At 63.8% G+C, this 13,507-nt stretch carries 12 protein-coding genes; 9 read left to right on the top strand and 3 right to left on the bottom strand.

Annotated features, from left to right (window positions below; translation table 11 throughout):
- Window positions 1-56: 56 nt before the first annotated feature.
- Window positions 57-1,430, top strand: coding sequence for an amidase (locus NKH93_RS08920; protein ID WP_352969918.1), 1,374 nt, complete (start codon window positions 57-59; stop codon window positions 1,428-1,430).
- On the opposite strand, the gene NKH93_RS08925 is transcribed toward NKH93_RS08920, so the two are convergent.
- Complete coding sequence (locus tag NKH93_RS08925) at window positions 1,424-2,500, bottom strand: NAD(P)/FAD-dependent oxidoreductase (RefSeq protein ID WP_352969920.1); 1,077 nt, start codon at window positions 2,498-2,500, stop codon at window positions 1,424-1,426. The two genes, NKH93_RS08920 and NKH93_RS08925, sit on opposite strands and share 7 nt — an antisense overlap.
- A gap of 118 nt (window positions 2,501-2,618) precedes the next feature.
- Between NKH93_RS08925 and NKH93_RS08930 the strand changes: the two genes are divergently transcribed.
- From NKH93_RS08930 to NKH93_RS08945, 4 genes are all read left to right on the top strand, one after another.
- Complete coding sequence (locus tag NKH93_RS08930) at window positions 2,619-3,209, top strand: TetR/AcrR family transcriptional regulator (protein ID WP_352970033.1); 591 nt, start codon at window positions 2,619-2,621, stop codon at window positions 3,207-3,209.
- A 4-nt stretch (window positions 3,210-3,213) separates the two neighbouring features.
- Window positions 3,214-4,140 carry a haloalkane dehalogenase gene (locus tag NKH93_RS08935; protein ID WP_352969922.1) on the top strand — a complete coding sequence of 309 codons (927 nt, stop codon included), beginning with the start codon at window positions 3,214-3,216 and terminating at the stop codon, window positions 4,138-4,140.
- A 260-nt stretch (window positions 4,141-4,400) separates the two neighbouring features.
- Window positions 4,401-4,763 (top strand): hypothetical protein, encoded by a 363-nt coding sequence (locus NKH93_RS08940; RefSeq protein ID WP_352969924.1) that lies wholly within the window; start codon window positions 4,401-4,403, stop codon window positions 4,761-4,763.
- An 83-nt stretch (window positions 4,764-4,846) separates the two neighbouring features.
- Window positions 4,847-6,445: a peptide chain release factor 3 gene (locus NKH93_RS08945; protein ID WP_502896443.1), complete on the top strand. Its 1,599-nt coding sequence runs from the start codon at window positions 4,847-4,849 to the stop codon at window positions 6,443-6,445.
- Between the two features lie 171 nt (window positions 6,446-6,616).
- Here the strand turns inward: NKH93_RS08945 and NKH93_RS08950 are convergent, their stop codons facing one another.
- Entirely contained in the window at window positions 6,617-7,090 is a 474-nt protein-coding gene (locus tag NKH93_RS08950; protein ID WP_352540429.1) for a VOC family protein, read from the bottom strand.
- Window positions 7,091-7,376: 286 nt separating this feature from the next.
- On the opposite strand from NKH93_RS08950, the gene ilvD reads away from it, so the two are divergent.
- The 3 genes from ilvD to NKH93_RS08965 all read left to right on the top strand — a co-directional run bounded on the left by ilvD (window position 7,377) and on the right by NKH93_RS08965 (window position 11,867).
- Entirely contained in the window at window positions 7,377-9,221 is a 1,845-nt protein-coding gene (ilvD, locus tag NKH93_RS08955; protein ID WP_352969926.1) for a dihydroxy-acid dehydratase, read from the top strand.
- A gap of 231 nt (window positions 9,222-9,452) precedes the next feature.
- On the top strand, window positions 9,453-10,727 hold the full coding sequence (locus NKH93_RS08960) for an amidohydrolase family protein (protein WP_352969929.1): 1,275 nt from the start codon (window positions 9,453-9,455) through the stop codon (window positions 10,725-10,727).
- Window positions 10,728-10,946: 219 nt separating this feature from the next.
- Window positions 10,947-11,867 (top strand): DMT family transporter, encoded by a 921-nt coding sequence (locus NKH93_RS08965; RefSeq protein WP_352813803.1) that lies wholly within the window; start codon window positions 10,947-10,949, stop codon window positions 11,865-11,867.
- On the opposite strand, the gene NKH93_RS08970 is transcribed toward NKH93_RS08965, so the two are convergent.
- On the bottom strand, window positions 11,864-12,766 hold the full coding sequence (locus NKH93_RS08970) for a phosphotransferase (protein WP_352969932.1): 903 nt from the start codon (window positions 12,764-12,766) through the stop codon (window positions 11,864-11,866). The genes NKH93_RS08965 and NKH93_RS08970 overlap by 4 nt on opposite strands.
- 103 nt (window positions 12,767-12,869) lie before the next feature.
- On the opposite strand from NKH93_RS08970, the gene NKH93_RS08975 reads away from it, so the two are divergent.
- A complete protein-coding gene (locus NKH93_RS08975) occupies window positions 12,870-13,502 on the top strand; it encodes a class I SAM-dependent DNA methyltransferase (protein ID WP_352969935.1) in 633 nt (210 codons plus the stop codon).
- Window positions 13,503-13,507 lie beyond the last annotated feature (5 nt).

The raw sequence follows: 13,507 nt of genomic DNA on the forward strand, positions 1-13,507 counted from the left end.
CCACGCGCCAATCCGCCATTTTGAGGATCGCGGCGCGATAGCCCGGAGCATCCACGATGGATATTGTCTTTTCCCGGACGACAGAATTGGCTGCCGCCATTCGCGACCGCAAGATTTCCGCTGTGGAAGCGCTGGATGCGCATCTGGCGCAGATCGACAGGCACAATGAGGCGGTCAACGCAGTCGTAACCCTCGATCGGGAAGGTGCGCGGCAACGCGCCGGCAAGGCCGACGAAGCCCAGGCGCGCGGCGAGGCCCTTGGGCCGCTACACGGCGTGCCGTTCACACTGAAGGACACGCACGAAACAGCGGGCATGAGAACCACTGTCGGCTTCCCGGCTTTCGCCGACTATGCCCCGAGGGCAGACAGTCCGGTCGTTGCCCGGCTGAAGGCGGCAGGCGGCATACTGGTGGGCAAGACGAACGTGGCGACAATGCTCGGTGACTGGCAGTCTGACAATCCGCTGTTCGGCCGCACCGGCAACCCCTGGAACCTCCAGCGCACCGCCGGCGGCTCCAGCGGCGGTGCGGCGGCGGCACTCAGCACCGGTATGACGCCGTTCGAGGTCGGCACCGACATGCAGGATTCGATCCGGCTGCCCGCTGCCTTTTGCGGCGTCTACGGCCTCAAGCCGACCGAGCACCGCGTCTCGCTCGCCGGCGCCTTCCCCGATCCAGGCGGGGCGCCGCGCAGCGTGAGGCTGATCTCCTGCCTCGGACCGATGGCGCGCAGCGTCGAGGACCTGGCACTGATCTACGGCCTCATTGCCGGGCCGGATGGAAGCGATACCGACCTTGCGCCGGTACCGGTCGAAACCATGCCGGAGCTGGATCTCAGAAATTTGCGGATTGCCGTCGCGCCGTCCTTTCCGGGCTTTCCGGTGGCCGGCGAAATCAGCGCGGCGGTCGAAAGCCTGGCAAAGGAGCTTCAGTCGGCAGGCGCGATCGTCGAGGAGGCCAAATTGCCGAAGCTCGACCTGCACGACGATCTGGAGCAAGGCGGCGCGCTGATCGGCATGATGCTGGAGTCGGCGCAGCCAGAACCGCGGGAGAAGCCGACACCGGTCTCGCGCTGGTTCGAGGCGCTCGCCCGCCGCGACCGCCCCATCCTGGCGTGGGAACGGTTCTTCGACGGCTGCGACGCCTTGCTGTGCCCGGTCGCCATGGCCACCGCCTTCCCGCATTGCGAGCCAGGAACGCCGATCGGGGTCGACGGTAGCGAGCAAAGCTACTGGATGCTGCCGGCCTATGGCGCGGTGTTCAACTACAGCGGCCATCCGGCACTGTCGCTGCCCTGCGGACAAGATCGCGACGGCCTGCCCATCGGACTACAGATTGTTGGCAAACGCTGGTCGGAGCGGCGCCTGCTCGGGATCGCCAGGGCAATCGAGCCGCTAGCCGGCGGCTTTCGCCGCCCGTCCGGTTATTGAGTAAACCGCGCCAGCCCGTAGGGATCAAGCAGAGGATCGCGCTCGCCGTCGAGGATTTCGCGGGCGGCGAACAGGCCGACGGCCGGTGCCAGCGTGATGCCGGAATGCATGACCGCGACGTAGACGCCGCTCGTGCCTTCGGCGCGGCCAATGATCGGAAAGCCATCGACCGGCGTGGGCCGATAGCCGACGGTGTGGAAATCGAGTTCCAGCCCGTCCGCGCCGCGCAGCATGGCCTTCATCGCCGCAAACAGGTTGCGGGCGGTGGCTGCGGCATCCATGCCCGGATCGGCGCCGCCGAAATCCGAGCCGGCGATGATGCGTCCCTCCGCCGTCTGGCGCATGTGCAGGCGGTCGCCGATCACCAGGCCGTTGAGCAGCTTTTGGTACGGCCGCGAATGCACGATCAGGCCGGGTGGTGTCTCGATCGGCAGTTCTATCCCGGCTGTTGCAGCTAGTGCCGGAGAGCCGACTCCGGCCGCGATCACCACCTCGTCGGCAGCAATCCGCCCGCCGGATGTATCGACGCCGGCAATCCTGCCGTTGGCTTGCACCAGAGCGGTGACGGTCGTCCCGGCTACAATTCGCGCGCCGCGCCGTTCGGCATCGGCCAGCAGTGCTTGCGTGGCGGCGACCGGCTCGGCAAAGCCTTCCTCGGCGACATAAAGGGCGAAATCGGGAAGCTCGGCCAGATTGGGCTCGATGCGCGCCGCTCCGGCACGGTCGACACGCTCGATGCCGTAGCCCCATGCGGAGTGCTCGGCCGCATAGGCCTCAAGTTCGGGACGTGGCAGGTCCCAGCATAGGCCACCGCGCCATTGCAACGGGATGCCGGGCACCTCGTTCGCCAATCGCGTCCATTCGGCCATCGACCGAATGCGCAAGCGGAAATAGACCTCCGGATTGCCCCAGCTGGCATTGATCCAGGCAAAGGAATTCGGTGTCGCGACGCCGCCGGCGCCGCTGCCGGCAACGACCGTCACCTTTGCTCCGGCCCTGGTCAGGTGCCAGGCGATGGAGGCGCCGATGATACCGGCGCCGATGACGATGACTTGTTTCGCCGCTGTCATGCTTCACTCCTCGTTCCAACGCCACCACTGCGATGCCATCGCCCGTGGGTTCTGCCAAGAGCGCGCGGTACCAAATATGCCTCTTGATTTTAAATACGTACGTACGTATTATACCGCGATGGCTAGACATTCACTTCGCGAAAAACTTCTCGACGCCGGTTTCAAAACCATCTGGAGTTCCGGCTATTCGGCCGCCGGCGTACGCGACATCGTCGCCGCGGCCGATGCCCGTCCGGGGTCCTTCACCAATCATTTTGCATCCAAGGAGGCGTTCACCGGCGAGGTGCTGGACCGCTATTTCGCCTATGTTAGCGGTTTGGCGGAGCAGGCCCTTGCTCGGGACGGCACGCCCCCGGTCGGGCGCTTGCGCCGCTATCTCGAAATCATCACGTCGAAGCTGGAGGCGCATGATTGGGCACGGGGCTGCATGATCGGCAATCTCAGCCTCGAGACGGCGGCTCACAGTGAGGCGCTGAGGCTGCAACTCGTCGCCATTTTCGAACGCTGGCGTAAGCCCTTTGCCGAATGCATCGCCGAGGCCCAGGCGGCTGGCGACATCACCGACGCGTTCGATGCCGAGGACCTCGCCGATTTCCTGTTGAGTTCCTGGCAAGGCGCGATGCTGCGCATGAAGGTGGAGCGCAGTCCCGAACCGCTCGAGCGTTTCAAGAATATCGTCCTCAAAACAGTCTTCGCAAAAAGGAGCTGATCCGATGAACCCGAAACTCGAAAAGCAGCAATCCCGCACAACGGTGCCGCGCTCGGAAGTCGCGGTACTCGATTCCACCATCTCCTATGTCGAGGCAGGTACGGCCGGCCCGACGGTGCTCTTCCTGCACGGCAACCCGACGTCGTCCTACATCTGGCGCGACATCATCCCGCATGTGGCGCCGTTCGGCCGCTGCATAGCGCCCGACCTGATCGGCTATGGCCAATCCGGCAAGCCGGACATCGACTATCGCTTCTTCGACCACGTCCGCTATCTCGACGCCTTCATCGAGACGCTTGGCATCACCGACATGGTGGTCGTCGCGCAGGACTGGGGCACAGCGCTCGCCTTCCATCTCGCGGCCCGGCGGCCGCAGCGGATCCTCGGCCTCGCTTTCATGGAATTCATCCGCCCCTTCGAGAGTTGGGACGATTTTCACCAGCGTCCGCAGGCGCGCGAATTGTTCAAGGCAATGCGCACGCCGGGCGTCGGTGAGAAGCTTGTCCTGGAAGACAACGTCTTCGTCGAAAAGGTACTGCCGGCTGCGGTGCTGCGCACGATGAGCGATGAGGAAATGGCCTCCTACGGGGCACCGTTCCCGACGCCGCAATCGCGCAAGCCGATCCTGCGGCTGCCGCGCGACCTGCCGATTGAAGGCCAGCCCGCCGATGTCGCTGCCATCAGCGAGCACGACCATCGGGCGCTCCGGCTCTCGTCCTACCCGAAGCTGCTTTTCTCAGGCGATCCGGGGGCCCTCGTCTCGCCGCATGCGGCACGGGAATTCGCGGCCGGCCTGAAGAACTGCCGGTTGATCGATCTCGGACCCGGCGCGCATTATCTGCAGGAGGACCATGCCGACAGGATCGGCATCGCAATTGCCGAGTGGATTCCGGAGGTAGCCTTCGAGAGCCGAGCGACCGAATCAGCCTGACGTCGGGACGTGAACCGGCGGCAGCCGGAGAGGTCGACAGCTTAGCTCTGCTGGTGCCAAGCGATGGAGGCGCCAATGATGCCGGATCCAATGACGATGATGTTCTTGCTCACGGCCGTGTACCTTCAAACGCCCAGGACTTCTTGCCCTCATTGCCACCATGCTACAGACTTACCAAGGGCGTTGCCGGGACCGCTCTCGAAGCGGGTCGATGACGATCGCCTCACTGGAAACGTTCAGCTCAATCACATGAGGGTCATTTGCGCCGCTGGATAAAAGGGTTGGTTTTTGCTGCAGCCGGAGCCGCCATTGTCTATGCCGTCTTCTTTGGCCCGCTGCCGTTCGTTCGATCTTGGTGGCAGGACGACAACTGGCTGGATCCTTTGCATAAACGCCATCGCATCGCTGACGGTTTGGCGCTGACCGGGGCGTTGGTTGGGAAATCGCGGGCAGAAGTTGTTGCCATGCTCGGCGAGCCGCCGAAGACGGACTATTTCGAGGACTGGAGTCTGGTTTATATTCTTGGTTCGGAAAGAGGATTTTTTTCGATCGACTCTGAATGGCTGGTTATGCGCCTGGATGACGTTGGCTGGGTCACGCAGGCGGCTATCGTCAGAGACTGAACCTGCTGCCGGGGTATCAGCGGTGTTTCCGTTCGACAGGCTGGAAAAGCGCTGCTAGAAGCCCGCGCCACAGACAGGATTCCATGAAATTGGCTGAAGACATCGAACAAGCGGTATCGCGCCGCCGCACTTTCGCGATCATTGCCCACCCCGACGCCGGCAAGACGACGCTCACCGAAAAACTGCTTTTGTTCGGCGGCGCCATCCAGCTTGCCGGCGAGGTCAAGGCCAAGAAGGACCGCATCCAGACCCGCTCAGACTGGATGAAGATCGAACGCGAGCGCGGCATTTCGGTGGTCACCTCGGTGATGACCTTCGAATACGAGGACACCGTCTTCAACCTGCTCGACACGCCCGGCCACGAGGATTTCGCCGACGACACCTATCGCACGCTGTCGGCGGTCGACAGCGCGGTCATGGTCATCGACGCCGCCAAGGGCATCGAGCCGCGCACGCTGAAACTGTTCGAGGTCTGCCGGCTGCGCGACATCCCGATCATCACCTTCGTCAACAAAATGGACCGCGAAAGCCGAGACCCATTCGACATCCTCGACGAGATCGAGCAGAAGCTGGCACTGGATACAGCGCCGATCACCTGGCCGATCGGCCGCGGCAAGACCTTTTCCGGGACCTACCATCTGGCGCTGAACGCGGTGCGCAAGGGCGACGCCGAAAAGGAGCGCACGCCGGTCAATGGACCCGATTCCAACCGCGTCGCCGGCCTGTTGCCGGAGAACGAGCGCGAGGCCTTCATCGAGGAGCTGGAGCTGGCGCGCGAGGCGTGTCGCCCGCTCGACCTCGAAGCCTTTCGCGAGGGCCATCTGACCCCGGTCTATTTCGGTTCGGCGCTGCGCAATTACGGCGTGCGCGACCTGATCGAGGCGCTCGGCGCCTACGGGCCGCCGCCGCGCGCGCAGGAGGCCGACAGCCGCAAGGTCGAGGCGACCGAGGACAAGATGACCTCCTTCGTCTTCAAGATCCAGGCCAATATGGACCCCAACCATCGCGACCGCATCGCTTTCGTCCGCGTCTGCTCCGGCAAGCTCGAGCGCGGCATGAAGGCCAAGCTGGTGCGCACGGGAAAACCGATGAGCCTGTCGGCACCGCAATTCTTCTTCGCCCGCACCCGCGTCACGGCCGACGAGGCGTTCGCCGGCGATGTCGTCGGCATCCCCAACCACGGCACGCTGCGCATCGGCGACACGCTGACCGAAGGCGAGGAGATCCTGTTTCGCGGTGTGCCGAATTTCGCGCCTGAAATCCTGCGCCGCGTTCGCCTCGGCGATGCCATGAAAGCCAAGAAGCTCAAGGAAGCACTGCACCAGATGGCCGAGGAAGGCGTCGTGCAATTGTTCTCGCCGGAGGACGGCTCGCCAGCCATCGTCGGCGTCGTCGGCGCCCTGCAGCTCGACGTCTTGAAGGAGCGGCTGAACTTCGAATACACACTGCCGGTCGATTTCGAGATGTCGCGCTTTTCCGTCTGCCGCTGGATATCGGCCGACGATAAGGCCGAACTCCAGCGCTTCATCGAGGCGCATCGCGGCGACATCGCGCGCGATCTCGACAACGATCCGGTGTTCCTCGCCCAGCACGCCTTCTCGCTCAACTACGAGGCCGAGCGCTGGAAGGCGATCCGCTTCACCGCGGTCAAGGATTATCAGGTCCGCGACAGGGCGGCTTGAGCTGTTGGTTTTCCCTTCTCCCCTTGTGGGAGAAGGTGTCGCCGAAGGCGACGGATGAGGGGTGTTCCAGAAAACACCAACGTCTCATTCCGTCCCACACCCCTCAACCGTCTCGGCGCTGCGCGCCGATCACCTTCTCCCACAGGGGGAGAAGGCAAGATCGCGTTCCATTCACCCCTTGGCCGCCTCTTCGATCTTGGCGATGTCGATCTTGCTCATCTGCATCATCGCCTGCATCACGCGGCCGGCCTTTTCCCTGTCGGCGTCCAGCAGCAGCCTGGGCAGCTGCTCGGGAACGACCTGCCAGGAGAGGCCGAATTTGTCCTTCAGCCAGCTGCACTGGCTGGGCTGGCCACCGCCCGCGATGAGCCTGTCCCAGAAATAGTCGACCTCTTCCTGCGTCTTGCAGTCGATGGAGAGCGAGACCGCCTCGGTGAACTTGAATTGCGGCCCGCCGTTCAGCGCCTGGAACTGAACGCCGTCGAGCTCGAATGAGACCATCAGCACCTTGCCCTCATTATCGCCGCTGCCCTTGGGCCAGCGCATCACGCTCAGCACCTTCGAATTCTTGAAGATGGAGACATAATGGTTCATGGCCTCCTCGGCCTGATCGTTGAACCACAGGCAGGGGGTGATCTTTTGCATTCTCTTGCTCCTCGGGCTGGTTTTGGCTTTGTTTTCACTCGCAAAACGGCTGGCTGGCAATTGATGCCCGGTTCCGCCGTCTGCCCAAGGACGCTCGAACGAGACCCGATCCGACAGCACCTCTGACTTTTTTACTGGGCCGGCTGCGTCTTTGGCTGGCCGCTCGTTCCGCACCCTGGCGCAGCGCAAAATTGTGGCCAGACCAGAGTGTGCCGTCTATAAGGCCTGCGGCTTAATTCCGGTTTTCCGCGCCTTTGGGCGCGACGCAGACAGCAAGGACAGTTCAATGCCCGCCTACCGTTCCCGCACCACCACCCATGGCCGCAACATGGCCGGCGCCCGCGGCCTGTGGCGCGCCACCGGGATGAAGGACTCGGATTTCGGCAAGCCGATCATTGCCGTGGTCAATTCCTTCACCCAATTCGTTCCGGGCCATGTCCATTTGAAGGATCTCGGCCAGCTGGTTGCCCGCGAGATCGAAAAAGCCGGCGGCGTTGCCAAGGAGTTCAACACCATTGCCGTCGATGACGGCATCGCCATGGGCCATGACGGCATGCTCTATTCGCTGCCGTCACGCGAATTGATCGCCGACTCGGTCGAATACATGGTCAACGCGCACTGCGCCGACGCGATGGTCTGCATCTCAAATTGCGACAAGATCACGCCCGGCATGCTGATGGCGTCGCTGCGCCTCAACATCCCGACCGTCTTCGTCTCCGGCGGGCCGATGGAGGCCGGCAAGGTGGTGCTCGCCGGCAAGAGCCAGGCGCTTGATCTGGTCGACGCCATGGTCGCGGCCGCCGACGACAAGGTGTCCGACGAAGACGTCAGGATCATCGAGCGCTCGGCCTGTCCGACCTGTGGCTCCTGCTCCGGCATGTTCACCGCCAATTCGATGAACTGCCTGACCGAGGCGCTCGGCCTCTCGCTGCCCGGCAACGGCTCGACGTTGGCCACGCATGCCGACCGCAAGCGGCTGTTTGTCGAGGCCGGTCATCTGATCGTCGATCTCGCCCAGCGCTATTACGAGCAGGACGATGACACCGCGCTGCCGCGCAGCATCGCCTCGAAGGGCGCCTTCGAGAACGCCATGACGCTCGACATCGCCATGGGCGGCTCGACTAACACGGTCCTGCACATCCTCGCCGCAGCACATGAGGGCGAGGTCGACTTCACCATGGAGGACATCGACCGGCTGTCGCGGCGGGTGCCGGTGCTGTGCAAGGTGGCTCCGGCCAAGGCTGACGTCCACATGGAGGATGTCCATCGCGCCGGCGGCATCATGGCCATCCTCGGCCAGTTGGATAGCGCCGGGCTGATCAACCGCGACCTGCCGACGGTGCACGCCGCAAGCCTCGGCGAAGCGCTCGATCATTGGGATATTTCGCGCACCACCAGCCAGAATGTCCGCGATTTCTTCCTGGCGGCACCCGGCGGCGTGCCGACGCAAGTCGCGTTCAGCCAGGACCGCCGCTGGGACGATCTCGATCTCGACCGCGAGAAGGGCGTCATCCGCTCGGCCAAACATCCTTTCTCCAGGGATGGCGGCCTTGCCGTGCTGAAAGGCAATCTGGCACTCGATGGCTGCATCGTGAAGACGGCGGGCGTCGATGAATCGATCCTGAAATTCACCGGTCCGGCAAGAGTGTTCGAAAGCCAGGACGCCAGCGTCAAGGCGATCCTGTCGAACGAGATCAAGGCCGGCGATGTCGTCGTCATCCGCTATGAAGGTCCACGCGGCGGACCCGGCATGCAGGAAATGCTCTACCCGACCAGCTATTTGAAGTCGAAAGGTCTCGGCAAAGCCTGCGCACTGATCACCGACGGTCGTTTTTCCGGCGGCACCTCCGGCCTGTCGATCGGCCATGTCTCGCCGGAAGCCGCGGAAGGCGGTCTGATCGGGCTGGTCAGGGAAGGCGACACGATCGAGATCGATATCCCCAACCGCACCATCAGGCTTGCTGTCGACGACGCCGAACTCATCGCCCGTCGCGCCGCGATGGAGGCCAGGGGAACGGCTGCCTGGAAGCCCGAAGAAAAGCGCAAGCGCAAGGTGACGACGGCCTTGCGCGCCTATGCGGCGATGGCGACAAGTGCCGCCAAGGGGGCGGTGCGGTACGTGCCGGAATAGAGGCTTTTCCTTCTCCCTTTGTGGGAGAAGGTGGATTGGCGCGCAGCGCCAAGACGGTTGAGGGGTGCTGGACGGAGTGCCGCCGGCGCCAAGCTGGAACACCCCTCATCTGGCCGCTTCGCGGCCACCTTCTTCCACAAGGGAAGAAGGGAAGGGCCGCGCCTGAAGGTTCCGCCTTGCGGCAGCACGCTGCATGGAAAGAAACGGCTTTTTTGAACGAGGTGGCGCTAGATGGATTTTGACCTTGTGGTGCGCGGCGGGATGCTGCCCGACGGCAGGATCGCGGATATCGGCATCGTCGGCGAAACGATCGCAGCGATAGAGCCCGAGCTGAACGTCAGCGCCGGCACGGCGATCGATGCCCATGGCAATCTGGTCTCGCCGCCCTTCGTCGATCCGCATTTCCATATGGACGCCACGCTTTCGCTCGGCATTCCGCGCATCAATGTCTCGGGCACGCTGCTCGAAGGCATCTCGCTTTGGGGCGAGTTGAAGCCGCTTTTGACCTGCGAAGCGGTGCGCGACCGTGCGCTCGCCTATTGCGACTGGGCGGTGTCGATGGGCCTGCTCGCCATCCGCACCCATGTCGATGTTTGCGACGACCGCCTGCTGGCGGTCGAGGCGCTGCTCGACGTGAAGAAGACGGTTGGCCCCTATATCGACCTGCAGCTGGTCGCCTTCCCGCAGGACGGGTTTTACCGCTCGCCGACGGCGCGCGACAACACCATCCGGGCGCTCGACATAGGCGTCGATGTCGTCGGCGGCATTCCGCATTTCGAGCGCACAATGGCCGACGGCACGCGCTCCGTCACCGAGCTCTGCGAAATCGCGGCGAAGCGCGGCCTGATGGTCGACTTGCATTGCGACGAGACCGACGATCCGCTGTCGCGCCACATCGAGCAGCTTGCCTATGAGACGCAGCGGCTCGGGTTGCAGGGCAGAGTGGCCGGCTCGCACCTGACATCGATGCATTCGATGGATAATTACTACGTTTCGAAGCTATTGCCGCTGATTGCCGAGGCCGGCGTTTCGGCGATCCCCAATCCGCTGATCAACATCATGCTGCAGGGCCGCCACGACACCTTTCCCAAGCGCCGCGGACTGACGCGGGTCAAGGAGATGCTGGCGCAAGGCATCCGCGTCGGCTGGGGCCAGGATTGCGTGCTCGACCCCTGGTATTCGCTGGGCACCGCAGACATGCTCGACGTCGCCTTCATGGGCCTGCATGTCGCGCAGATGTCGAGCCCGGCCGAGATGGCGCGCTGCTTCGATATGGTCACCAACGTCAATGCCGCCATCATGGGCCTCGACCACCTTGGCCTGGCGGTCGGCAAGCGCGCCAGCCTGGTCGTTCTCGATGCCGGCAACCCAGTCGAGGCCCTGCGGCTGCGCCCAGAGCGCCTCTGCGTCATCGCCAGGGGCAAGGTGGTGGCCGAGCGCAGCCGGCAGGACACGCGGCTTTCGATCGCCGGAAGGCCGGGCACGGTGAACCGGCGCCACGCTTAAAGCGCGTCGCGTTTGAACGGACCCACGCGACGCGCTTTAAGGTCTTGTTTTTAAGCGTGTCGTTATCGCAAAACCGCTGCACACTTTTGCGCGACATGCATTAGTCCAGCCGATTTCCGGCGCTGGTCTTACCGAATTCTCGATTTTCGCCTCGTCATGGCCGCAGCTTGCGACTACGACGCGGGTCACCGTACCCCACGGCGAGGAACCGGTAACGGAATGGCGCGGCCCGCAGCCCAGTGCTCAACGATCATGAACGTGCTGCTGGCCGGCATCCTGCTGATGCTCGCCGGCGACTTCCTGTTTGCGCTGAACGACGCGATGGGCAAGTGGCTGGTCGCCAGTTTTTCTGTCGGCCAGGTCGTGCTGATCCGCTCGATCGGCGCGTTTTTCATACTCGGGCCGATGATTGCACATCAGGGTGCGGCCAAGCTGTTTCGCATGGAGCGGCCGGAGCTGCAGCTGCTTCGCGTGGTGATGACGACGCTCGACACGGCGCTGTTCTACGCGGCGGTCGTCTATCTGCCGCTCGCCGATGTGATGAGTTTTTACATGGCCGGGCCGATCTATGTCGCGGCGCTGTCGCACTTCCTGCTCGGCGAAAGGGTCGGCTGGCGCCGCTGGGCGGCTATCCTGGTCGGTTTCTGCGGCGTGCTGATCATGCTGAAGCCGTCCTCGGCCGCGTTCTCGCTGTCGTCGATGTTCGCGCTCGCCGGCAGCATTTCCTTTGCCTTCGCCATCATCCTCAATCGGCGGCTGCGCGGCACCAGCGACACCTCGCTGGTCACCTGGCAAACCATCGGCACGCTGCTGGTCGGCGCTGCGTTGACCCTCGGCAGCTGGAAGACGCCGTCCTCGCTCGATTTCGGCGCCATGCTGCTTCTCGGCATCGTCTCCTGCGGCGCGCATCTGATGATCACCAGGGCGTTGAAGCTGGCGCCGGCCTCGACCTTGGCGCCGCTGCATTACAGCCTGCTGTTGTGGGCAGTGGTCTTCGGCCTCGCCTTCTTCGGCGATGTGCCTGGGCCGCGCATCCTGATCGGCTCGGCCATCGTCGTGCTGGCCGGCCTGTTCATCTTCCACCGCCAGAAGGTGGTCGATTCCGTGCCGCCGGAAAACGTGCCGAAGGGTGTGAATTAACCCCGGCGCACCGCTGCGAGATGCCGCGAAAATTCCGGCATCTCCATCAGTGCTTTGCAGCGCGCAAACCGGCCGTCGGCATAGGCGCGAAAGTCGTCGGCCGGATTTTTGTTGGCAAGCTGGATCAAGCCCCAGAGCGTCCACAACAGGTCGCACATCGCCTTGTAGATGACGATGCGGGCGCGCTCCGCCGGTCTCGGCTCGCCGCCGAAATAGGCCAGCATCATCTCTTCGTCCTGCGCGGCGTCGAATTGCCCTTCGACGCTGAGGTCGCCGAGATCCCAGAGCGGATCGTTCATCCCGGAATATTCCCAATCGACGATCCACATCCTGTCGCCCGTATCGAGAAAGTTTTCGCAGAGCGGGTCGCAGTGGCAGGCGACGATCGTCAGAGGTTGAGCCGCAAGTGCTGAGCGCACTTCCTCCGCCTCGCGGACCACATCGTGGTAGCCGGCAGGCAGGGCGACGTCCTTGGTTGACAGCACTTTCAGATAATCGTCGATCATCGCAAACAGCTCGAAGCGGAAGGGGAACACCGCGCCGGATGTGTGCAGTTTGCGAAAGGCCTTGCCGGCGCGTGCCGGGCTGCCCGGCCGAGTCTTGAACTTTTCCGGTGACATCGTCTCGGCACCGGCGATGAAGCGGGTCACCAACACGCCGGTCTCGGCATCGACATGCAGCACATCGGGACTGACGCCGGCCTTCGCCGCTTCCCGCGCCGCCACTGCCTCGTTGGCGCGGTTGATGTATTCCTCGGTACCCTTGCCGGGGATACGCAGGCAGAAATCCTTACCCCTGAAGACGAGGTTGGTGAGACCGCCGAGCCGTTCCAGAGGGCCGTCATAGCCGGCCAGCATCGGAATGGCCGCAAGTGCGGCGCGCGCCCGGTCGTCCGCCATGGATTTCGCTCCTTTCCCCGTATTATTGGGACGACGACGGTTCCACAGTTTTCGCCGTTTGGCTATGATCGCGTTGCGGATCGATACCAGGCGACGGACAGCAATGACAAACAGCAAACATCAGAGCGCGCTCGCCGCAGCCTATGCGGCGAAGCGGCCGGAAGACATCGCGGCTCTTTACGACAGGTGGGCCGGCACCTATGACGCCGACATGTCGGCGGCTGGCTATCGCCATCCCACCATCTGCCTTGCCTTGCTGGCCCGCCATCTGGCGCGCGGCGCCGCTCCTCTGCTCGATGCCGGCGCCGGCACCGGGCTCATCGGCGAATGGCTTGCCATTACCGGTTATCCGCAGGTCGAGGCGCTCGACATCTCGGAAGGCATGCTGGCGCAAGCCGCGCGCAAGGGCGTCTATTCAGCGCTGCACTGCCTGGCGCTTGGCGGACTGCTGCCCTTCGTGGACGACGCCTATGCCGGGATCATCTCAGCCGGCGTCTTCACGTCCGGCCATGTCGGGGCCGAGGGTCTGGACGAGCTGATCCGCATCTGCCGGCCGGGCGGAGTGATCGTGCTGACAGTGAAGAACACGCTGTGGGATGCCGGGTTTGCCGCGCGGATCGCCGAGCTCGAGGCGCAAGGCACCGTCACGCGCGCCGAAGAGACGCCGCCCTATGTTTCGATGCCAGGCGAGGCCGATACCGTGCCGAGCCGGGGGCTGGTGCTCATCGTGAACTGAGGCTG

It is taken from the genome of Mesorhizobium sp. M0954 (genome assembly GCF_040319155.1).
GTDB lineage: Bacteria > Pseudomonadota > Alphaproteobacteria > Rhizobiales > Rhizobiaceae > Mesorhizobium.